Below are 21,530 nucleotides of genomic sequence, written 5' to 3'. Positions count from 1 at the left end.
GTATACATTCGGATAAAAAGCCTTATACCCTTATCTAATGAATAAGGCTTAATTAACTTCGGAAACGCGCCCGTTTGCGTAATAAACTGATATTACTTATTTTTTAGTTCTGTTATGTCATTTCGTAACCATTTAAGAACACATTCTTCATCTTTAATAATCGTCGTTGCCAAAATTGCTCCAATATAGGCTGCCACTCCACCAACGAGTATAGATAGTATAGATTTATATTCAAATTCGGGAATTAAAAAATTATATATAGATAAAACAAATGTGAGAAAGACAACCGTCAAAAGAACTTGGGGAGCATTTAGTTTTCTATTCATTTCCATCTCTCCTTCTTCACGTATATCAATGCTGTACTGGTTTCATTTTAACATAACTTATTCCATTAAATAGACACGAGCAACAATCCTTATTCCAGAACCGCGCCATTTAGTTGAACAAGCTTTACCTATTTCCCAACAGTCTTTTAATTATTCTAATCTGTCCGCGATGATTAATTTCATCCTCCATAACGTGAAACCATAAATAATAATTATTGTAAGGAACACCATTATCCCATTTGTTTTCTTCAAATAACCAACTATCTTTTTTCGTTTTCAAATAAATTAGTGTATTTTCCCTAACTTGTGATAATTCATCCAAATAATAATCAATAGAATGATTTCTAATCAATTCTCTCGCCTTCTCTCCCAATTCCAAAGATGTTCCCCACTTTAAGTATTCACTTTTTGTTATATCTCTCTCTTCAAACGAGATAACTTGATGAATAAACTCAATTGATGCAATATGTGATAAAAGAGAACCAATTGAATTTGAACTACCGTTTGGCAAATAGTCTAACTCGTCTTGGTTTAAATCAGAGATTTCATTCAATGTGACTTCCCTCGAATGTTCAAGCATACATACAAGTTCCCCAATTTTTTCAGTGAAATTTTCTTTTGTTTTTATTCTATAATCAATCATCCATCTACCTCCATTCTACTGTAAGTACAACACTACCAGTAAAATGGAAAAAATGAAGACTGATAATTTGTAAAAATATATGGTATAATTTAATTGAACATACAGAAAAGGCAACATGATTATCATTGCCTTTTTTCCTCTTATTGCACCTGCCGTATACTAGAGACCAAGAAAGTTAACTGCTGAAACTATCCAATATTGTTCAATTCTTGCGCCCTTTAGTTGAAGAAAAAATTTAGATACTTACGTCATACTGCGTTACATTAAAGCAATATCACTTTGAAGTCTATAGTATCATTATTGATTACGTTCAACGTCGGCTAAATATAATTGAATAAATTCAATCAAGTACCACATATTAAGAAAAAACTTAAGGTGGTAATTCTTGATGGCAACTTTTTTTAGGATAGTAAATGCAATCGTTTTATGGGCTATTGTATTATCATTCCTTCCAAAACTCTCCTTTAAAAAATATTTACCAGTTACATTATTTTGCTCTTGTATTTTTTTAATACAATCACTTCTAAACCCAATTTTCAAATGGTGGGATGTTAAAGGAGGGTTAAAGTACAGAGTATTTGATGATTTAGCCTTTATATTTGGACCATTTTTTACAATTAATTTATGGGTGTTTCATTTCACTTATGGAAAATTCTCTTTATACGCGTTATGTAATTTAATTATGGATCTTCTTTATGCCTATCCCCTAAATGCACTTTTCCAAAAAATAGGTCATTATAAATTAAAAAGAATGACCTCTACAGCACTTTTTATCAAAACTTGTTCACTAGCTCTTTTGAACTATGGTTTTCAAAAATTCATCGAAAAACCAAGCTCCCCAGAATTATCTAACCATAAGTCCAGTGATTAAACTGTACTTTTTGTTTAGTTTATAGTCTTTATAATAACACTAGAAAGAGGTTCCACATCTGCCCCACATTCAAAAGAAAGGTCGCACTTATTCCAGATAGGCGCCCTATTATGGAATAGTCTTTTCTAGTATTAGCTGGTATTGCGGCTAACATAATGGAGTATTCTAGCATTCACAGTCCACACCACTGTCTTCATTGGGAGATGAGGTTACTTCTGATAATCCTAACGTTGGAAAATCGAGTGTTTTCCAAGCTGCCAAACCACCATAGAGTTCCTTTGCATCAAAGCCATTTTCTAGCAATAAAACAGCAGCTTTTGAAGCAAGTGTACACCAAGTGTCCCAACAATATAGTATAATGGTTTTTTCCTTAGGAAGTTCCGACATTCTGTCTTGTAACTCATTTAATGGAATAACCTTTGCACCTTCTAATATCTCTTTCCTAATTGTAACTGGCCCTACTCTGACATCCACCAGCACATAATTTTCTGGCTGTTCTTCTTTAGCTTTGCGGTATTCCATTGGACTCATATTTGCTTCCAACCTTGCATTAAAATAATCAAGTCGATTCATTCTTCTTCCCCCTTCTGTATAGTTGCCCATACTTTTAACAAAATCGATTTAAACTCCTCTTGTTCCTTACCAGTAAGACTTGAAAGGACATCCATTTCAGTATCCTCAAGATAGCTTCGACCTAATTTTAACTTTTCTTGACCCCGTTTCGTGATTGTTACCACGAAGGATCTTCTGTCCTTTGGATTTCTAATTCGCTTTACATACTGTAATTCTTCCAGAAAATCAATGTGTGACACCATGGTGGTACGATCAATTTGCAGAGCATCACCCACTTGTTTTTGTGAAGAATTGGGGTATTCCTCCAAAAATTGAAGAACCCCAAACTGTCTGGCATCCAATCTTAAAGGTAAAAGTTTTTCTATAAATCGTGATTCCATTTCTTCTTTTGCCTTTGCAAGCAAAAATCCATACGACTTTTGAAGGAACAGAATAAGCACCCCATTTAATCAGTTTAATATATAGTCAGTATAACTGATTAAAATTAAAAATCAATATTCTCATCCTTATTTCCTTAATCTTCGTATTAAAAAGGACGCCTTCTTATTCAAGAAGCGCGCCCGATTGATTAAGAGTGCAGCTCCTTTTTCCTCAAATTGCTATCAGTAATAAAAAACACAATAAGGGCTACAATCGTTATAATCGCATTAAACGTATTGGTAATTAAACCGTACTGATTTAATATTAATAAGCCAAGAAGAATAATTGTCACCACGATCTTTGAGACTAAAAATTTCCCTTTGAAATATTTTGACACATATATCTTCCTCTCTTAATTTCTATATAACAATCTGACCCTTTACTTGATATCAATTATTTCAAATTCCAGGAATTTACTCAATCCTTTTTTCTGTTAAAAATGGCGCTTACCTTATTCGCGATAAGCACCCGTTACTTGAAGATGGATTGTATTTTATAAGCAACTTCTTTCGGCTTAACATCAAGAGTTGAAAGATTTTCTATATCTACCCATACCGGCAAGTATGTACCTCTATTTCTGTTTTCATCAGTGTACTCTTCACCTTGTCCGGTACCGAAAGTTCCTTCGATAATTTCAGCTAAGAAAAAGTATTGTGTTCCATTGAACTCAACCTTTGCAAGACACTCTTTCACATTGACTGTTACGCCTAATTCCTCAAAGGCTTCTCTTTTTGCCCCTGCTTCAGGGTTTTCACCCTCTTCTATTCCTCCACCAGGGAAAACATAGTAAACAGAACCATTCCTAGTTCTTTTAATCAGTCCAACTTTGCTATTTTCTATAAGTACAACCGAACCCCTATCCCTCACAAATCATCACCCCTAATTAACCTTGTATTTCAATAAGTCCTATTCCGTTAAATGGCCCTTTAACGGAATAACTTTTTCACAAAAATACTTTTAATCACATCATATCCAACGGCAAAATTTGCAGCTTTTTTATAAACTGTACGACTTTAGCTACACCCATTTTTGTTGAACGAAAAGGACATTCTTAACCTAACCGGCCGTTGGAATATGTAACCCTACAAGTAAGTAAGATAAGTAATGAGTATATTCTAACAGCCCGGTCGGAAAGCGGCACTATATACTATAAATCGGTCAATTTTAATAGTACCGCAAATAATTAGATTCTAGACAACAACCCTTCTGAAAACAAACCGATGCAACATACCAATAGCCTTAGAAATTATAGATAGCCCCGTATTTATCATGTAAATAGTTCACTAAATAATCCGGGTTCAGTTTTTCTTGTGTAACGTCTTCAATGATTTCAAGCGGTTTTTTCATTTTTCCGTATTGATGGATATGGTCGGTAAGCCAGTTGCGTATTGGATCAAATTTTCCTTCACTTACTAGCTTATGAATATCCATCTCTTTGTTCATTGTATTGTGAAATTGTGCTGCATACATATATCCGAGAGCATACGACGGGAAGTAGCCGAAGTCACCGCCGGCCCAATGAATATCTTGTAAAACACCTTCACGATTGGTAGGTGGTGTGATGCCCAGATACTCGTTCATTTTTTCATTCCATAGGCCTGGTAAATCACCAACACTAACCTCATCGTTAATTAAAGCATTTTCCAATTCGTACCGGATCATAATATGAAGTGGATATGTCAGTTCATCTGCTTCAATTCGGATCAAGGAAGGTTTTACCTCATTAATGGCCCGATAGAAATCGTCCAATGGCAGCTTCTGAAAATTTTTGGGTGCATAGGATTGAAATGTTTTATAATGGTTCTCCCAGAATGCTTTACTTCTGCTGATGAAATTCTCCCAGAACAATGACTGTGATTCATGAATCCCCATGGAAGTACCGGTTGCCAACGGTGTTCCGGCTAACTTTTGACTAATATTTTGTTCGTATAACGCGTGCCCGCCTTCATGGATGGTTCCGAAGACAGCCATCCGGAAGTCATTTTCATCGTAGCGGGTTGTAATACGCACATCATTCATATTAAGCGCAATCGCAAATGGATGGATTGTTTCGTCCAGTCTGCCGGAAGAAAAGTCATAACCCATCTCATTCAGCACATCAATTGTAAAGGCTTCCTGATCATTTTTTGGGAAATGGCCGTTCATTACGGAAGGATCCGGTTTTGAATTACTTGCATTAATTTTTGTCAGCATCTCTGACAATGACTTGCGAAGTTCCGGAAAAACCTGGTCGAGCGTTTTCGTTGTTACACCTGGCTCAAAGTTATGTAATAGTGCATCATATTTGTTATCTTTATATCCCCAGTATTCAGCGAAACGCTTGTTATAGTCAACCAGTTTTTCAAGATACGGCTGGAATAACGTGAAATCATCTTTTTCCCGTGCTTCTTGCCAGATAGCTTCTGACTTGGACTGGAGCATGACATAATCCTTATACTCAGCAATCGGTATCTTCCGGTTACGTTCATAGTTTTCTTCACATTCTTCCACTGCTTTTTGGATTACGCCATCCTCAGTCGTGTCTTTCAGTTCATCAATGAAATATTTCATCTGATCGGAAGTTTCTATTTGGTGTTGTTTTTCGGATAAAAAGCCGACCACTTCTGAGCGTTGTTCCACACCATTATTTGGTATTTTTGTTCGCATATCCCAGTAGGTAAGCATTGTTGCTTCCTGATAAGCAGCTTGTTGTTTTAACAAATTCAGAAATTCCTGTTCTATTTTACGCATCATTGTTCACCCTTTTCTTTTATCCCAAAGTACTGATAGTAATTTGTCTGGATAAATCCATTAAACAGTTTTCGTTTTTTTGTGGCGTTCCTGCCGTATTGTTTTTCAAATTCGTCAAATGCCGTCATAATATAAACGCTCCATGATGGGTGATCCTGCATAATCCGACCAAGGACCCGATAAATTGCAGCGGCTTCTTTTGCGTCACCAATCCGCTGACCATATGGCGGGTTTCCAATCAGGTAACCATTTTCTTTGCGAATAAATAAATCTTTTACCTGCATTTGTTTCCAGGAGATAAGTTCACCCAGACCGGCCTCTTTTGAATTATCATTCGAAATCTTAATCATTTTATGGTCAATGTCGGATCCGGTAATATCAAGCTTTTGATCATAGTTTGCTTTATCTTCAGCTTCTTCAAATGCTTCATCCCAGAACCGATGCTTAATGAAATTCCAATTTTCCGAATCAAATTCACGATTAAAACCAGGTGCTATATTCTGTCCAATCAATGCCGCTTCAATTGGAATCGTTCCGGAACCGCAAAATGGATCGACAAGTGGAAAGTCAGGTTTCCAGTTTGTCAGGAGGATAAGTGCTGCGGCCATTGTCTCCTTTAATGGAGCATCTCCCTGACCAACCCTGTATCCGCGTTTATGCAGTCCGCTGCCTGAAGTATCCAGCGTCAACAATGCTTCATCTTTATGTATCGCTACTTCCAATTTATACATTGCACCAGTCTCAGGCATCTTACCGGCAAATCCATACTTTAATTTCAATCGTTCGGCAATTGCTTTTTTAACGATTGCCTGACAATCGGGCACACTGTACAACGTTGATTTGATTGATTTTCCCGAAACCGGAAACTTTCCCTCTTCACTTATAAATTGTTCCCATGGTAAAGCTTTGGTTGATTCAAACAGTTCATCGAATGTCGCGGCATGAAACCTGCCGACAAGTAATTTCACCCGATCCCCGGTACGCAGCCATAAATTACAGCGCGGGATAGCCGACACCGGTGCCTGGAAAATCACCCTTCCGTTTTCAACTTCCGCTTCATATCCCAATTGATTAATCTCTCTTGCCACAATTGATTCCAGACCCATAGCGGCGGTTGCAATCAATGTCACATCTTGTTCCATAGCCATAATTCCTCTCACTTTCAATTTTCAGTATCGTCCACTATATTATATCGCAATGAAAAAAACCTTTCCAACAGCAAGCATGCAATCAGAAAGGTTTATCCGTATTAGCGCATATAAAATCAGAACGTATCAGTCCTGCATTGTAAAGAGCAGACCTGTGAATACCTGGTAAGCCATGTTCTGTACCGTTGTACTTCCAGCGGTGGTCAGCCTTGTACATTGGTCGTAATCATCTATCTACAAGCAATGCTTGTCCCTTTTTCGGTTCATTTCCCTATTTAAGGATGCCCCTACCATTATTTGGGTTGCTCACTCGTGGGGTTTACCCCGTTCCACCCGGAAAGTTTCCCCTCCAGCTTCGTCACTGTGGCACTTTCAAGTGTATTCATCCATATCACATTGGATTTAGGATTTTTCACTGCCGTTAACCATAACGGTTACCCTGACTTATGATTTCGTCAGGCACGATCACTACAGGCATCGCAGCCAGTGTGAGCATGGACTTTCCTCTGCATGCATAAAACTGCATACAGCGATTACGCAGGCATTCAGCTTTTGTCTCCCAATTATTATAGCATATAAAACGTTATCTCGCATTGGTAAAAACAGTTATTCCATTAAGAATCTGCGTACTTTTTGCCAAACACCGCTTTTTCAAGGTTTGACAATCGTTTGATAACATCATAATTAACCTGGTGATTCGGTGCTGCGGTCCTGGTTCTTGTCTGATCGGATTGTTTACGCAACCGCTCATTCTCCTGTTTCAGCTTGTCAATTTCCTGTTGATACGCTTCATAATCCTGAATAACCGTATCAAGAAATTCATCTACTTCTTCCTGATGATAACCACGGATTGCAGTTTTAAATTCCTTTTCCAAAATATCTTTACCACTCAGCTGTATTCGATTTGCATTCATTTTGAGTCACCTCATATTTTTTCCAAATTATCAATCAATATCAATTGTATTTTCAGGCACTTTATTTATGCGTGCATCACTTTTTTATAGTATAACATTAATGGTCTCTCTTGTCTTATAAGGCATAAAAAAAAGAAGCCAAAAACCTGCTTCTTTTATCTCGTTTCATTTAAATCCTCCTGATTAAAAGAGAAAGGAAGTAACGCTTCCATCGAAATGGATTTGATATCGTTACTCAGATTTGTGAGATGGATTTCAGTGTCGGCATCAAAAAACTCACTCATTACCTGGCGACAGGATCCGCATGGCGGGACAGGTCTTTTCGTATCAGCGGCTACTGCCAGTTTGGTGAAATGGTATTCACCATCGGAAATGGCTTTGAAAATCGCCACCCTTTCCGCACAGCAGCTGACAGGATATGCAGCATTTTCAATATTGCAGCCTGTATAAACCTTACCTGATTTTGTAAGCAGTGCCGCACCAACCGGAAACTCGGAGTATGGTACGTAAGCCTTCTCCATGATGTTGACAGCTTCTTTCATTAAGGCATCTTTATTCATAACTGCACCCCTTTCACATTGGACAGTTATTATATAAGATAACAACCCCTGTGTAAAGCATGTTATCCGTCATGCAGGTCATTGATAAGCTGGTCAAAAATGAAATTCACCGAATGATTGAGCTCCATATACCGTTTTCGTTTCACATCAATGTAATAACTGTGCATTAACAGGAGTCCCATGTTTTCCTTCGTTGATGTGACCTGATGTGGGTGTAAAGAAACCTTTCGTTCCTGAACCATGGCAAGTGCTTCTTCTTCCCAATGATCCAGCATTTGATAAATTGGTTCGGTTTGTGATTTGACCATCAGAAAAAATTCTTTGTCCCTGCGATCTTCCGGAGGGTCATTTTCTTCATAATTATTTTTTAATTGCTGTAAATGCTGCCTAAGCTGTTCCGTTTGTAGTTTAAGATTCATAGAAATGATCCGACCTTTTTACAATTTAATGATACAGATTCATTTTACCATCAGACCATAAAATAATCAGCAATTACGATAATTTTTTTCGCACTTTGAAATTCGGGGCAGAAAGTTTGATCTCCGGTTTTTGTTTTGCCAGTTTTTTCATGGAGGATCTTGTTCGGTTTATTCTTTTTTGCTGCTCATGGAAAGTCTGCAATATGGTGTCATCCACTTTTAACGTATACTTTTGTTCCATGATCCGTATCTGATCAGTTAATCCTGAAATGGCATCGGCAAATGTCTGCTTTTCCAAATTTTCAACTGCCATTTTATTCACCCTCACTTTTAGTTGGTTGCTACTCGTATTCCACATAAACACTCCGTTCCCTTCCTGTTCGACAAAACTAGAAGAAATGAAACAAAACTAGTGTAAATTCAAAGGGCATGAGACAAACTAAACATGGAAGGAGGTGCTGAGAAGATGGAAAAGAAACGGCCTGATCAGCGAAACGAACGAAAACCGAAACGCAAGCCAACCGACATGGGCAATAAAAAATTGGACGGACCTAATCGCCCATCAACCTAGAAACGCGGAAGCTCCCTCGAAAAAACCTGGCTGATAATAGAATAAGCCAGGTTTTTGTTACAATATCTTTCTAACTTTGGAATAGGCATAAAACATCTTTCTTTTTTTGTAAAAAGAGCTGCTGATATCATGATTCAAGTCAGCGGTGACATTTTTCAGCCATTTTTTCTTGATGCCCCCTTTTTTGTACCAGTCATTTCGAATTATATCCTGATGTGAGATAACTGGATATACCGTACGTAAAATGGGGGCTTTTTCTATCGGCTTGGTGAAATACTTCTCATAATCCCTTCTTGAACCGGTATGTTCATTACTTTCCGCAAAATGGTAAATGGATGAATAGACAGAAGGCTTAAAAATTATCGAAGCTATTTTTTTTCCTAATGAAATTCTGTTCGTTAATTTTGTAAAATCATGTACATTTACACCATAAAGCTTATTGTTCGATGCAGGGATTATAATTGCGTTTAACAATAAAATATCCTGAAGCAGGTATGGCAGTCGAAAAAATATTTTATACTTGAAATACGACTGTTTTATTACTGGCTGCTGAATAACATTTTGTTCATTGATGATTAATGCCAGCAAGATCCGTTCCCTGTCTCCATATTTCCAATACCGCTGCCACTCATCAACCATGTATTGCGATACGTGAAACGCTGGCAGCATATGAAACATTGGCATGTTTATCTGTAATGACAGCTGATAAATCAATAGTTGCGGATATGCATCTGAAAAAATCAGCCAGTTAGCCCGTTCATAGGTCATAAACAATTGGTTCCGTTCTTTTTTTCCTGAAATTTCATGAAACGGCGAAAGAAACAAATCCGTCATATTCCATCCGGCATTTCTTGATACGATGCTTGCAACAAATGCCCATTTTATGTCGGGAAAAAGCTTATAAAAGTTTTGATACGCTTTTGTACGGGAAATGTTATCCGAATTATGTTCCTTTGTTTTTTTTGTTATATAATGTAGATAATGGGTATTTTTTGAAACAAATCGCATGGGAATTACCTGCTTTCACACTTTTGTAAGAAGTTAATGGTTACCAATCATACCAATTTTTGATATGATACTGTAATATGCCGGGGGGAATGAAGTTGAGGTATCCAAATGGAACCGGAAAGAACAACAGACAGCCAATGCCAAACACGCGGGAAAATAATGGTTACAGTAATCGTGGGATGACATTGGAGGAAGATATCAATGTAACCAATACTTATTATTTGGCTGCGGAGAAAGCAATTATTCATAAAAAACCTACCCCGGTTCAAATCGTGAAGGTGCATTACCCGAAACGAAGTGCAGCAGTCATAACCGAGGGATATTTTAAGCAGCCATCGACAACGGACTATAATGGTCTTTATCGAAACAAATACATCGATTTTGAAGCAAAGGAAACAAAAAACAAAACACGTTTTCCTTTAGCAAATATACATGAACACCAGATTACGCATATGAAATCAATTGTTGAACATGGTGGAATCTGTTTTTTAATTATCCGGTTTGCAGTATACAATGAATCTTACTTTTTGCCTGCTGCCAAATTGTTCCCTTATTGGGATGCAAAAAATAATGGTGGAAAAAAATCCATTTCATATGAACGGATCAAACAGGAGGGGTTTTTGATTCCATTTCATTTCCAAGCCAGGATAAATTATTTAGCTGTCATTGATCACTATTATTTTTCGAGTAAACAAGATTAAGACCTCGTACTGTTCGGGTGCAACTGAGGATTTCGCCATAAACATTTGGCGGCACACTTAGTTTTTTAAATGGATTGGAGGAAGATGAGTTATGGCAGATAACGGCCAGTCTCGTACAGCAAGACGAAAACAGAAAAAATCAAAAAAGAAACCAATATGGAAGCGAATTTTCCTGATTGCATTAATCGCTTGTTTAGTTATTGGACTAGGTGTCGCGGGGTTATTTTCTTATTATATTGCTACAGCCCCGGAAATAGATGCTTCCAAACTGAAAACACCGTTTCCGTCCAAAATCTATGATAAAGATGGCGATTTGATTGCTGATTTAGGAAATAAAGCACGCACGAAAGTGGAATACGAAGAACTTCCCGACGTACTGATTGATGCAGTAACTGCTACGGAAGATTCTCGTTTCTTTGAACATCCGGGTATTGATGTCTGGCGGATTGGCGGAGCGGTTATAGCCAACGTTACAAATGGTTTCGGTTCTGAAGGTGCAAGTACCATTACCCAACAGCTGGTGGAAAAATCATTTTTGAGCCATGAAAAGAAAATCAGTCTTAAAGTACAGGAAATGTGGCTTGCATTGCAACTGGAACAAGAGTACAGCAAAAAGCAGATACTCGAAATGTATTTAAATAAGGTATATTACGGCAGTGGTGCTTATGGCGTCGGCAAAGCGGCTGAAGTATACTTCGGAAAAACGGATTTGAGCAAGCTGACTTTGCCTGAAGCAGCAATTCTGGCTGGGTTGCCGCAACGGCCATCTGCATATAATCCTTATGAAAATCCCGAACTGATGAAAGATCGGATGAACACGGTTCTCAGCCTGATGGTTCAGCATGGCAAAATTTCAGAAAAGCAGGCAGAGAAAGCAAGTGATGTTAAAATTAAATCACTTCTGTCGAAATCAGAGGAAGAGAATAATAAATACCTTGCTTTTCTTGATCGGGTTCGAAAAGAAGTGAAAAACAAAGTGGAAGGTGCCAATATTTATACGGATGGTTTAAAGATTTATACAACAATTGATACCGATGTTCAGGAGCACGTACAATTTCTGTTATCTGAGAATGAAAATAATCCTATCGATTACCCTGAACCACAAACAATTGAAGTGGATAATGAAACAAAGGAAGTGGACATGAGAGCCGGCATGGTAGTTCTGGATACACAATCGGGTGCAATCAGAGCAATTGGCGGCGGACGCAATTATACGCACGGAATGAACTATGCAACGGATATAAACCGGCAGCCCGGCTCGACATTTAAACCGATTATTTCCTATGGCCCTGCCATTGAGAACAAACAATGGTCAACATATCATCAGTTAAATGATGACGGCCCGTATGAAATTAAAGGGTCCGATCAGGAAATCCATACATGGGTCAATGGCGGTCACTATTATGACTGGGTTTCCATGCGGTTTGCACTGAGGGAGTCTCTGAATGTTCCAGCAGTTAAGACGCTGGCTGAAATTGGATACGGAACCGCCCAAAAATTTGCGGAGAATCTTGGCATTGAATTTGCAAATGATCAAATTGCGCTGACCGATGCAATTGGCGGATCAGAAACAGGAACAAATCCGATGGAACTTGCCGGAGCGTACCGTGCATTTGCAAATGGTGGAATTTATAATGAGCCGTATGCAGTTACAAAAGTGGAGTTTCCGGATACAGGCAAAACAATCAATCTGAAACCGGAATCGAAAGCAGTTATGTCCGACTATACTGCATACATGATGACAGACATGTTGAAGACAGCCATTTCAGAAGGAACCGGTCAATTGGCTGACATTTCAGGTTTACCTGTTGCCGGTAAAACAGGAACAACTAATCTGGAGAATAAGGAAGGAAGTCCCGATTCCTGGTTCACTGGTTATACAACAAAATATACCATTTCAGCCTGGACAGGATATGATTACCAAAAAGCGATACTACCGGATACAAAAATTCCACATGCATTATTTAAGAACACGATGATGGAAATATCACAAGGTATCGAAACACCCGATTTTGAAAAACCGGATTCCGTGGTCGAAAAGCCTGTTGAAGAAGGATCCAGACCAGCGAAACTTCCGAGTGATTACACACCATCATCTGAAATTGTGAAGGAACTGTTTGTCAAAGGTAATGAACCAACTTCAACATCCGAGAAATTTGATCAGTTGGATCCTGTTGAAAGCCTGAAAGCAACATTTGATAAAAAAGCAAAATCAATTAAGGTGACATGGGACTACAGTTCCGATGACAATGTTTCCTTTGATGTGAAAGCAAGTGTTAATGGTGGTTCCATGCAGGGACTTTCATCCACTGACGACACATCACTTGAGATTTCAAATGTTGAGCCGAATGCAACCTATAAGATACAAGTAACAGCCGTAAGTGAGGATTCAAGTGCAAGCAGCAGCGAACCTTCCACTGTAACGGTAAAAGCATCCGGCAAACAGGATGAGGAAGAGCAGGATGAAGAAGAAGAACAAGATAATAATGGCACAGAAGCCATGCAGGTTTCCAGTGTCAATGCATCATTCAATCCCGGAAATAAAAAAGTCTCTATGAGTTGGGATTATTCAGGACCGCCAGCAACTTATAAAGTGGTTATCCAGGGAATTTCGTCTCAGCAGGTTTCATCAACAAATGCGTCATATTTCCTTGAATTTCCGCATCCAGGTAAAACGTATACAGTTTCCGTTACGCCTGTTGGCAAAAATGGAAGTAATCAAGGGCAACAAGGCAGTCCCGGTTCTGCTCAGTTCACCATACCTACCGACCAGGGAAATGATGAAGGTACCGGAAACCAGGATGGTGATAATGGTAATGAAGATAATAACGGAAATGGAAATGACAACGGTGCCGAAAATGAAAGTGAAAATGACTCTGATGAAGCCGCCTAATTTTAAAAAGAGAGACAGCCAGTTCAGCTGTCTCTCTTTTTTTGCAGATAAGTATAAAGCTTTCTTACTCAATGCATGAGGTTTATGACAATCAAGTTTTTAGCTTTTTGATTCGTTTCTGTCCCTCCCTGCATAAATCGAGAAGTGGACATTCCGGACATTCTGGATTTCTTGCTTTACAATGGTAACGTCCAAAGAAAATCATCCGGTGGTGTGTATCTGCCCATTCGTCTTTCGGTACTTTTCGCATCAGCGTCTGCTCTACTTCAAGAACCGAATCTTTCCAGCGGCAAATTGCCAGCCGCTTGGAGACACGTTCTACATGAGTATCCACTGCTATTGCTGGTTCCCTAAATGCAACTGATGCAACAACATTGGCAGTTTTTCGGCCGACGCCAGCCAGTTTCATTAGTTCTTCCTTGGTATCCGGTACCTCCCCGCCATATTCATCGAGCAGCATTTGGCACAGTTTCCGGATATTCTTTGCCTTGTTCCGATATAACCCGATAGACCGAATATCTTGCTGTAGTTCTTCAAGTGATACTGCCAGGTAGTCTTCCGGGGTTTTGTATTTTTTAAACAGCTCCTCTGTAACCTTATTGACTAATACATCGGTACATTGAGCTGACAGCAGCACAGCAATCACCAATTCAAAAGGATTTTCATGTCTAAGTTCGCATTGTGCTTCAGGAAACATTTCTTTCATTACATCCAGGCAGTATTCAACCTGGGATTTGTTCAACATTCCTTACTCCCCCTCTTCCAGCCAGTTGTAGTAAAACGATGTATCGCGTTTCTTGCTAGGTGCAGACTGTTTGCTTCCTTGATTATTATGGAACTGTTTACTTGCTTCCCGGGCCTGATCTACCGAATGAATCCCTTTCTTCTTCCAATCGCGAAGGATCCGGTCAATGTATTTAAAGTTTAATTTCCCCATTAGGACAGACTCCCTTAGAGCCGCTTTGATTAAGGATGGTAAAATATTATCCTCATCAAGCCAAACATTAATCATTTCAATTTCAAAAGGAGACAGTGGTCTGCCGAATTCCTGCTCAAACAGGACAAAAATAGTGCCATCTTCCGTTTTTTCAACCTTTTCTTCTACTTCTTCCTCAAATAATTTATTCCATAACGGATTTAAGCTGTATGCCTCGCTTATCTGATGCGATTCATTTTCGGTTTGCTCAATTGAAATTAAATTTCGTTGAATGAGTTTACGCAGTATATCTGAACACTCTTTTTCACCAAATGACAGATAATAAGCTAAATCACCAGGTGTCGGGAAGTCATTATTTTCATTCAAAAAGCGGTATATATGAAGAATTACCATAACCTCTTTTTCGTTAAGGTTTAAGGATTTGTATGATTCGAGCAATCTTATCGGAACCTGTAGTTGATTTAGTAATATATCCTGAAATGAAATGGACTTTTTCAATTAAAACACCTCGTAAATAGTATAACATTAAAACCACAGGGGCAGGTTTTAATTATTCAGGTTTAGCTTTAATCAATAAAATCCCCTGCTTTTCAGGAGCAAGGGATTTTCAAGTTATGGATAAAGTCTGTTTAATAACCTTGGGAATGGAATGGTTTCTCTGACATGTTCGACACCTGACAGCCATGCCACCGTCCGTTCGAGTCCAAGACCAAATCCGGAGTGTGGAACACTGCCATATTGCCGTAGTTCCAGATACCATTTATATGCATCACTGGTTAGATTGTGCTCTTCGTAGCGCTGTTTCATTAGGTCCAGATCATCAATGCGCTGTGAGCCGCCGATGACTTCACCGTACCCTTCCGGGGCAATCAGATCGGCACATAGAACAACTTCCGGACGATTCGGATCAGGTTTCATGTAGAAAGCTTTAATGTCAGCAGGATAATTCGTAATAAACACTGGCTTATCATAATGCTCCGCAATAGCCGTTTCATGTGGTGCACCGAAATCCTCGCCCCATTGAATGTCGTCAAATCCTTTTTCCTGCAGTAATGTCACAGCATCATCATAACTGATTCTCGGAAACGGCGCCTTAACGTTTTCCAATGTTGATGTATCCCTTTCAAGCGTATCTAATTCAAGACGACAGTTTTCTAATACAGATTGAACAACAAAGCTTACGTACTGCTCCTGAACTTCCAGACTTTCATCATGATCCATAAACGCCATTTCAGGTTCAATCATCCAAAACTCAATCAGATGCCGTCTCGTTTTTGATTTCTCGGCACGGAACGTTGGTCCGAATGAGAAAACTTTTCCGAGAGCCATTGCCGCTGCTTCCATATACAGCTGACCGCTCTGTGATAAATAGGCTTCCTCATCAAAATATTTGGTATGAAACAATTCGGTAGTCCCCTCGGCAGAAGAACCGGTCAAAATGGGCGGATCCACTTTAACATAGTCATTCTCATTGAAATATTGATAAGTTGCCCGAATAATTTCATTTCGCACTTTCATAACGGCATGCTGCTTTTTTGAACGAAGCCATAAATGACGGTGATCCATTAAAAATTCTGTCCCATGATCTTTTGGTGTTATCGGATAGTCGATTGCTTCCTGAATCAACTCAATATTACTTACCTGCATTTCGTAGCCAAATGGGGACCGTTTATCTTCAACAATAGTACCTGTAATGTACATGGAAGATTCCTGGGTTATGTTTTTGGCAAGCTGAAATGTCTCCTCGGAAACGTCATTTTTGGCGACAACGCCCTGCATGAATCCTGTTCCGTCACGTAGCTGAAGAAAAGCTATTTTTCCGCTTGAACGCTTGTTTGCCAGCCATGCCCCTATAGTGACTTCCTGCCCTAGAAATTTAGGTGCTTGTGATATCGTTGTTTTCAAAAAAATTACCTCCACTGCCTAAGATTGATGATTTACTACAAAACGGTTAATCCGTTCTGCCGCTTCTTTTAATAAGTCAATTGAAATTGCATAGGATAAACGTACATTGTCAGGAAAACCAAAACCGGAACCTGGTACAAGTGCAACCTTTTCTTCCTCCAGAAGTGCCGTTACCCAGGCATCCGTTGATTCAAATCCGGTTTTCCGGACTGCTTCTTTCACATTTGGAAATAAATAAAACGCTCCTTTTGGTTTTCGGCAGGTGACGCCAGGTATTTCATTTAACAACTCATGTAATGTATCCAGCCGTTCACGGAAGGTCCTGCGCATTTCCTCACCGGGATCTTTCTCAGAGCTATATGCAGCCAGTGCAGCATACTGGGAAATGGAAGTAGGATTGGATGTTGAATGTGACGCAAGGTTCGTCATTGCTTTAATGATATCCTTGGGCCCTGCAGCATATCCGATACGCCATCCTGTCATGGAATAGGACTTGGAGACACCATTAACAACAACTGTTTGTTCTTTCAGCTGTTCTGAAATGCCTGCAATCGACACATGCTGATCGTCCGTATAGATTAGTTGCTCATATATTTCATCCGATACAATCAATAAATTATGCTTTAGGCATATTTCTCCTATTTTTTCAAGTTCATCCATACTGTACATCATTCCGGTTGGATTGCTTGGTGAATTGATAATTACAGCCTTTGTCGTATCTGTTATGGATGCTTCCAGTTGTTCTGGAGTTATTTTGAAGTTATTGGATTCTTCAGCCTTAACAACAACCGGCTTGCCCTCTGCCAGCTTAACCTGTTCCGGGTAGCTTACCCAGTATGGTGCAGGAACAATAACTTCATCACCCCTATTCAAAAGTACTTGAAACAAGGTATATAATGCATGTTTTGCACCTGTCGTAACAATTATTTCGTCAGTTGAATAGGATAAGTCGTTGTCCCGATCTAATTTCTTTGCGATTGCTTCCTTAAGCTGTGGGATTCCTCCAGAAGGCGTATATTTTGTAAAACCATTTTGTGCTGCTTCATTTGCGGCATCAATAATAAATTGTGGCGTATTGAAATCAGGCTCCCCTGCTCCCAATGCAATCACATCATGTCCCTCATTTTTCAGCTGTTTTGCTTTTGCAGTAATCGCCAAAGTTGATGATGGTGTTAATGTTTTAACCCGGTTTGCTAATTCCATGTAATCCCCTTCCTATTTGAACATCTGTTTTAATCGTATTTGCTCGATTTGCTTTCCATCAAATATGGATAAATAATCAATCACATAGCGATTGGATTCATCTATAAACGTGACTTCCCAGGCTCCCTTTTCATTAATCAATGCAGGTGTTATTTCGACCAGTTCGCAATTGCCGCACTGCGCATTCCAATCTTTCTGTATTGACTTTTCCGGAATAATATTTGATCTGTCAATGACTTTTATTTTTCCGTCCTTTTTGGAATATGGATAAAACACAATTTTTTTCTGATTATTCCCTGTTTGTCCATAGACAACATAGAACGCTTTTTCTCCGTGATACTGTTCAATTTTCCGGACAGTACTAATTTCGGTTTCGCGTTTTACATTTTTGGTTACATCAGGATAAGCTGCCGTCTTGTTTTGTTGAACATCAATATACAAATATACACTGTAGATAAAACAAGAAAGTAAAATAATGCATAGTATACCGATCGTCCATTTAAGCCAGACCGGGACAGTTCTATTCCTCATGTATAACGCGATATGATCCAATTATCCATCATGTTACCTCCATTTAAAAATGCTTCTTGTTTTATCATATTTTGCTACTTATAGCATCCAACGCACTGGCTAAACTATAAGTAACGTTGCAAATAAATGAACTTCAATAAACAGTATAACAAGCATTGCAGCTGATGTGTTTAAATTTATTTATTTCAACAAATTTTTTCCTTCCCATACCAGCTTATACTGATGCATCAACCAGTGCATCAGTATTTTTTTGTTACGTTTTTGTCAACTGCGGGGTTAAACAAGCTACTAAAACCACTTCTCCGCTTTATCCATTAATTTTTCCGTTGAATCATATGTTACTGGCACGGAGGGAATGGATTGTGTGAAAAATCTGCCATAGCGCGATTTGACAATCCGCGCATCACATACAAACACAATACCACGGTCACCGGCAGATCTAATCAGCCGGCCAAAACCCTGTTTGAAACGTATAACTGCATTGGGCAGTGCCAACTCAAAAAAAGCATTTTTACCGTTATTTTTAAACCGTTGTGATTTTGCTTCATATATCGGATGATTTGGCGGCTGGAAAGGAAGCCGGACAATCATCAGACAGGATAAATCTTCACCCGGAATATCAACACCCTCCCAGAATGAACTTGTTCCAAGCAAAATGGACTGATCAAATGACTGAAAGTTCTTTTTAAGTCGCGAACGGCTTCCACTCGAAATACCTTGTGCAATCACCATGTAATCTTCCGCATTCATCATATCTTTGAGCAGCCAGTATGATTTTCGCAGCATATCATACGAAGTAAACAATACAAGCATTCTACCCTGGGTAATGTCGGCAAGCGATAATATTGCTTCACAAGTGGAATAAATAAAGTCATCCTGATTTCCTTGTCTAACATCCGGAAAATCATTTGGTATCATCAGCTGCACCTGATTCTCATATGAAAAAGGTGATTCAATTTTTACTGCAACCGTATCTTCCGGCATAAGACCAAGACGGTTTTGGACAAAGGTAAATGAATTTTTCATTGTCAGGGTTGCACTTGTCAGAATCAGGCTCTTCTTCTGACTGAAAAATTCATCAGCAAGTATTTCGGACATATCTGTTGGCTCGCTGTACAAATAGACAGCGTTTTTGGCACCTTTCGCCTCAATTTCAATCCATTTCACTTGAGGATCCTGCTCATCTTCCATCAGAAAAAGCTCCTCCATTCTGTCGATAATGGACTGAAGCGACTCGATGGATTCCTGAAGATTGATTTTTTCATGTCTGTCAAAGACATCCATTTCGGAAGCATGGTAATCCAGCTGTGAAAGCATATGGATTAAATCCCTTACGTAAAAAATAAACCTTGATACCATTTCCAAAATAACATTCCATTTTGACGAATACGCCTCATCAGTTTGGAAACGGTACTGGATGCGTCCGATATCACTCAGGGACCTGTCTCTCTGCTTTTGCTCGATAACATATTGAAAAATCATACGGAACATGTCATCCGCCTCGTGTTTTGCTTTCTGGAAGATATCATTCCAGGTTTCAAACGGAAAGTATTCGGCTGTAAACCTATATTTAACAAGTGTTGTATTCAACCAGCCGTCCTCATCTGTTGCTCCAATATGTGAAAGCATATATTGAATGGAAACATAATCCAATTTCAGGCCATAATGTTTGGAAGCTGTCTCTTCCAAATGATGTGCCTCGTCAATAATGGCTTTATTATAGGACGGCAAAAACTGGTATTCATTGAACATGTCGGTACTCAGTAAGGCATGATTCGTAATTAAAATATCTGCCTGCTGGGCTTTTTTCCGTGCCTTTTGATAATAGGATCGGCTAAACCAGGGTGAATTCGGATCTGCAAAACCTTCTGAATCACTCGAAATCCCCCGGTAAAAATAATATCCGCTCGATGGCAGCTGTATTTCATCAATATCCCCTGTATCGGTCTCTGTTAACCATACAAGAATCATCGACTTTGTCAATGTAATATCATAATTATCCGATTGCATATTAGCAAGAGACCGCTCAAATTTCTCCAGGCTGATATAATGCTGTTTTCCTTTCAATAATGCTACATCAAATGAAAATGGTAGCAGTTTTCGTATCAGAGGTATTTCTTCCTCCATCAACTGTGCCTGCAGCTGTATCGTATATGTACTGATAACAATTCGCTTGTTTGTTCGGACCGCTTCATACACAGCAGGTATTAAGTATGCCAGGGATTTTCCGGTTCCGGTTTCCGCCTCAATCAACGCGTGATTATTTGATTGAAAAGCGTCGTAAATCGTTTCAGACATTTCCCTTTGACCATCACGCTTTTCATATCGTGTCATCAGTTTTTGCATACTTCCGTCTTCTTCAAAAATATCATCTAAGTAATTTCCGAATGCAGTTGCGATGTCAAAATGTTTCTTTTTGGGTATCTCGATTGCTCTAAATGCCATCCCTCTGAAACTGTCCATTCCAGCTTCCGGTTCAATTGACATACCAAATGCCTGCTGACAATCGTATAATAATTCCTCCAAATCGGATTTCAACTGTTTTGACAGCTGCAACAGTTGTGTAACTGTCTCATATGGCAGTGTATAAAGTTTTTGCTTAAGGGTCAAAAATAATTTAGCCGTTACAAATGCATCTGAAAGTGCACGGTGTGGGTCATGGTGATCAAGATTCATAAATTCTGCCAGTTGCCCCAATTTGAACCCGGGAGCTTTTGGACAAAGTATACGCGACAACTCAACTGTATCCAGGACAGGATTTTGCAGTTTTTTCAATCCGGCAAAGGCAAATTCTTCGTTAATAAAGCCCAGATCGAACGGAACATTATGAGCAATAATATAGCTGTTTTGCAGCAGTGCAGCAATTTCATCTGCTTTATCCTGGAATCGAGGAGCCTTTTTTACGTCGTCATTGGAAATACCTGTCAATTTTGTAATAAAAGGTGAAATATCTTTTCCCGGATGAAGCAAAGTGGAGAATTCATCAGTAATTTCATCATTTTCGATAATGACAAGACCAACTTCAATTATTTTGTCGCCTTTTGATGGTGAGTGTCCTGTTGTTTCGAGATCAATCACCGCAAATCGCCTATCCATTATATCCACCTGTCTCTCTAAAAATCACTTCAGCTGAAAATTGCTTATCACATGAACAGATAAGCGTTGTGCCACCATTTT

The 21,530-nt window shown here is 39.0% G+C and carries 22 protein-coding genes and 1 other RNA gene; 4 read left to right on the top strand and 19 right to left on the bottom strand.

All coding sequences use genetic code 11. The features are described from left to right. Positions 1 to 92: 92 nt before the first annotated feature. Both ABD010_RS07940 and ABD010_RS07935 read right to left on the bottom strand, forming a co-directional pair. Positions 93 to 326 (bottom strand): hypothetical protein, encoded by a 234-nt coding sequence (locus ABD010_RS07940; RefSeq protein WP_343811869.1) that lies wholly within the window; start codon positions 324 to 326, stop codon positions 93 to 95. A 124-nt stretch (positions 327 to 450) separates the two neighbouring features. Next, a complete protein-coding gene (locus tag ABD010_RS07935) occupies positions 451 to 969 on the bottom strand; it encodes a DinB family protein (RefSeq protein ID WP_343811868.1) in 519 nt (172 codons plus the stop codon). A 388-nt stretch (positions 970 to 1,357) separates the two neighbouring features. Here ABD010_RS07935 and ABD010_RS07930 point away from each other — a divergent pair, with 388 nt between their 5' ends. Next, on the top strand, positions 1,358 to 1,840 hold the full coding sequence (locus tag ABD010_RS07930; RefSeq protein ID WP_343811866.1) for a hypothetical protein: 483 nt from the start codon (positions 1,358 to 1,360) through the stop codon (positions 1,838 to 1,840). 165 nt (positions 1,841 to 2,005) lie between these two features. On the opposite strand, the gene ABD010_RS07925 is transcribed toward ABD010_RS07930, so the two are convergent. The 10 genes from ABD010_RS07925 to ABD010_RS07880 form a co-directional block, all read right to left on the bottom strand. After that, on the bottom strand, positions 2,006 to 2,413 hold the full coding sequence (locus ABD010_RS07925) for a rhodanese-like domain-containing protein (RefSeq protein WP_343811865.1): 408 nt from the start codon (positions 2,411 to 2,413) through the stop codon (positions 2,006 to 2,008). Further along, the gene (locus ABD010_RS07920; protein ID WP_343811863.1) at positions 2,410 to 2,817 is read right to left on the bottom strand and encodes a MarR family winged helix-turn-helix transcriptional regulator; all 408 of its coding nucleotides are present in this window, start codon (positions 2,815 to 2,817) and stop codon (positions 2,410 to 2,412) included. The genes ABD010_RS07925 and ABD010_RS07920 overlap by 4 nt, the downstream gene beginning before the upstream one ends. Before the next feature lie 487 nt (positions 2,818 to 3,304). After that, positions 3,305 to 3,700, bottom strand: a complete 396-nt coding sequence (locus tag ABD010_RS07915; protein ID WP_343811862.1) for an NUDIX hydrolase — start codon at positions 3,698 to 3,700, stop codon at positions 3,305 to 3,307. A 372-nt stretch (positions 3,701 to 4,072) separates the two neighbouring features. Next, positions 4,073 to 5,566, bottom strand: a complete 1,494-nt coding sequence (locus ABD010_RS07910; protein WP_343811860.1) for a carboxypeptidase M32 — start codon at positions 5,564 to 5,566, stop codon at positions 4,073 to 4,075. Further along, positions 5,563 to 6,705, bottom strand: a complete 1,143-nt coding sequence (locus tag ABD010_RS07905; RefSeq protein WP_343811873.1) for a THUMP domain-containing class I SAM-dependent RNA methyltransferase — start codon at positions 6,703 to 6,705, stop codon at positions 5,563 to 5,565. The genes ABD010_RS07910 and ABD010_RS07905 overlap by 4 nt, the downstream gene beginning before the upstream one ends. Positions 6,706 to 6,872: 167 nt before the next feature. Then, an RNA gene (rnpB, locus tag ABD010_RS07900) (RNase P RNA component class B) lies at positions 6,873 to 7,256 on the bottom strand. Positions 7,257 to 7,325: 69 nt separating this feature from the next. Then, complete coding sequence (gpsB, locus tag ABD010_RS07895) at positions 7,326 to 7,625, bottom strand: cell division regulator GpsB (protein WP_343811858.1); 300 nt, start codon at positions 7,623 to 7,625, stop codon at positions 7,326 to 7,328. A 155-nt stretch (positions 7,626 to 7,780) separates the two neighbouring features. Then, positions 7,781 to 8,185, bottom strand: a complete 405-nt coding sequence (locus ABD010_RS07890; protein WP_343811856.1) for a cytidine deaminase — start codon at positions 8,183 to 8,185, stop codon at positions 7,781 to 7,783. A gap of 62 nt (positions 8,186 to 8,247) precedes the next feature. Further along, positions 8,248 to 8,604, bottom strand: a complete 357-nt coding sequence (locus tag ABD010_RS07885; RefSeq protein ID WP_343811854.1) for a DUF1798 family protein — start codon at positions 8,602 to 8,604, stop codon at positions 8,248 to 8,250. Positions 8,605 to 8,677: 73 nt separating this feature from the next. Then, the gene (locus ABD010_RS07880; RefSeq protein ID WP_343811852.1) at positions 8,678 to 8,917 is read right to left on the bottom strand and encodes a hypothetical protein; all 240 of its coding nucleotides are present in this window, start codon (positions 8,915 to 8,917) and stop codon (positions 8,678 to 8,680) included. Positions 8,918 to 9,070: 153 nt separating this feature from the next. On the opposite strand from ABD010_RS07880, the gene ABD010_RS18330 reads away from it, so the two are divergent. Next, positions 9,071 to 9,175 carry a spore protein gene (locus ABD010_RS18330; RefSeq protein WP_390351235.1) on the top strand — a complete coding sequence of 35 codons (105 nt, stop codon included), beginning with the start codon at positions 9,071 to 9,073 and terminating at the stop codon, positions 9,173 to 9,175. A gap of 57 nt (positions 9,176 to 9,232) precedes the next feature. On the opposite strand, the gene ABD010_RS07875 is transcribed toward ABD010_RS18330, so the two are convergent. After that, positions 9,233 to 10,183, bottom strand: coding sequence for a DUF2515 family protein (locus ABD010_RS07875; protein ID WP_343811850.1), 951 nt, complete (start codon positions 10,181 to 10,183; stop codon positions 9,233 to 9,235). Between the two features lie 95 nt (positions 10,184 to 10,278). Between ABD010_RS07875 and recU the strand changes: the two genes are divergently transcribed. Together recU and ABD010_RS07865 are read left to right on the top strand one after the other, a co-directional pair. Further along, positions 10,279 to 10,884 (top strand): Holliday junction resolvase RecU, encoded by a 606-nt coding sequence (gene recU, locus ABD010_RS07870; RefSeq protein WP_343811848.1) that lies wholly within the window; start codon positions 10,279 to 10,281, stop codon positions 10,882 to 10,884. 91 nt (positions 10,885 to 10,975) lie between these two features. Further along, complete coding sequence (locus ABD010_RS07865) at positions 10,976 to 13,777, top strand: PBP1A family penicillin-binding protein (RefSeq protein ID WP_343811846.1); 2,802 nt, start codon at positions 10,976 to 10,978, stop codon at positions 13,775 to 13,777. Positions 13,778 to 13,868: 91 nt separating this feature from the next. Here ABD010_RS07865 and nth read toward each other — a convergent pair whose 3' ends face one another. The 6 genes from nth to dinG form a co-directional block, all read right to left on the bottom strand. Next, positions 13,869 to 14,522, bottom strand: a complete 654-nt coding sequence (nth, locus tag ABD010_RS07860; RefSeq protein WP_343811844.1) for an endonuclease III — start codon at positions 14,520 to 14,522, stop codon at positions 13,869 to 13,871. Positions 14,523 to 14,525: 3 nt separating this feature from the next. Next, complete coding sequence (locus tag ABD010_RS07855; protein WP_343811842.1) at positions 14,526 to 15,212, bottom strand: DnaD domain-containing protein; 687 nt, start codon at positions 15,210 to 15,212, stop codon at positions 14,526 to 14,528. Between the two features lie 114 nt (positions 15,213 to 15,326). Continuing rightward, on the bottom strand, positions 15,327 to 16,619 hold the full coding sequence (asnS, locus tag ABD010_RS07850) for an asparagine--tRNA ligase (RefSeq protein WP_343811840.1): 1,293 nt from the start codon (positions 16,617 to 16,619) through the stop codon (positions 15,327 to 15,329). Between the two features lie 18 nt (positions 16,620 to 16,637). Then, a complete protein-coding gene (locus ABD010_RS07845) occupies positions 16,638 to 17,822 on the bottom strand; it encodes a pyridoxal phosphate-dependent aminotransferase (RefSeq protein ID WP_343811838.1) in 1,185 nt (394 codons plus the stop codon). A 12-nt stretch (positions 17,823 to 17,834) separates the two neighbouring features. Further along, on the bottom strand, positions 17,835 to 18,353 hold the full coding sequence (locus ABD010_RS07840; protein WP_343811836.1) for a cell wall elongation regulator TseB-like domain-containing protein: 519 nt from the start codon (positions 18,351 to 18,353) through the stop codon (positions 17,835 to 17,837). A gap of 288 nt (positions 18,354 to 18,641) precedes the next feature. Further along, positions 18,642 to 21,449: an ATP-dependent DNA helicase DinG gene (dinG, locus tag ABD010_RS07835; RefSeq protein WP_343811834.1), complete on the bottom strand. Its 2,808-nt coding sequence runs from the start codon at positions 21,447 to 21,449 to the stop codon at positions 18,642 to 18,644. Positions 21,450 to 21,530 lie beyond the last annotated feature (81 nt).

Origin of the sequence: Virgibacillus siamensis (assembly GCF_039522605.1) — a bacterium.
GTDB classification, from domain to species: Bacteria; Bacillota; Bacilli; order Bacillales; family Amphibacillaceae; genus Lentibacillus; species Lentibacillus siamensis.
The sequence above is the reverse complement of the archived record's forward strand: the minus strand, read 5'-3'. Positions and strand labels throughout refer to the sequence as shown.

Bases quoted from the DNA above. Each gene is read 5' to 3' on its own strand.
- ABD010_RS07925 (WP_343811865.1), bottom strand. From the start codon at position 2,413: ATGAATCGACTTGATTATTTTAATGCAAGGTTGGAAGCAAATATGAGT.
- ABD010_RS07905 (WP_343811873.1), bottom strand. From the start codon at position 6,705: ATGGAACAAGATGTGACATTGATTGCAACCGCCGCTATGGGTCTGGAA.
- ABD010_RS07885 (WP_343811854.1), bottom strand. From the start codon at position 8,604: ATGAATCTTAAACTACAAACGGAACAGCTTAGGCAGCATTTACAGCAA.
- ABD010_RS07840 (WP_343811836.1), bottom strand. From the start codon at position 18,353: ATGAGGAATAGAACTGTCCCGGTCTGGCTTAAATGGACGATCGGTATA.
- ABD010_RS07890 (WP_343811856.1), bottom strand. From the start codon at position 8,185: ATGAATAAAGATGCCTTAATGAAAGAAGCTGTCAACATCATGGAGAAG.
- ABD010_RS07875 (WP_343811850.1), bottom strand. From the start codon at position 10,183: ATGCGATTTGTTTCAAAAAATACCCATTATCTACATTATATAACAAAA.
- dinG (WP_343811834.1), bottom strand. From the start codon at position 21,449: ATGGATAGGCGATTTGCGGTGATTGATCTCGAAACAACAGGACACTCA.
- ABD010_RS18330 (WP_390351235.1), top strand. From the start codon at position 9,071: ATGGAAAAGAAACGGCCTGATCAGCGAAACGAACGAAAACCGAAACGC.
- ABD010_RS07880 (WP_343811852.1), bottom strand. From the start codon at position 8,917: ATGGCAGTTGAAAATTTGGAAAAGCAGACATTTGCCGATGCCATTTCA.
- nth (WP_343811844.1), bottom strand. From the start codon at position 14,522: ATGTTGAACAAATCCCAGGTTGAATACTGCCTGGATGTAATGAAAGAA.
- ABD010_RS07910 (WP_343811860.1), bottom strand. From the start codon at position 5,566: ATGATGCGTAAAATAGAACAGGAATTTCTGAATTTGTTAAAACAACAA.
- ABD010_RS07865 (WP_343811846.1), top strand. From the start codon at position 10,976: ATGGCAGATAACGGCCAGTCTCGTACAGCAAGACGAAAACAGAAAAAA.
- ABD010_RS07930 (WP_343811866.1), top strand. From the start codon at position 1,358: ATGGCAACTTTTTTTAGGATAGTAAATGCAATCGTTTTATGGGCTATT.
- ABD010_RS07845 (WP_343811838.1), bottom strand. From the start codon at position 17,822: ATGGAATTAGCAAACCGGGTTAAAACATTAACACCATCATCAACTTTG.
- gpsB (WP_343811858.1), bottom strand. From the start codon at position 7,625: ATGAATGCAAATCGAATACAGCTGAGTGGTAAAGATATTTTGGAAAAG.
- ABD010_RS07935 (WP_343811868.1), bottom strand. From the start codon at position 969: ATGATTGATTATAGAATAAAAACAAAAGAAAATTTCACTGAAAAAATT.
- ABD010_RS07940 (WP_343811869.1), bottom strand. From the start codon at position 326: ATGAATAGAAAACTAAATGCTCCCCAAGTTCTTTTGACGGTTGTCTTT.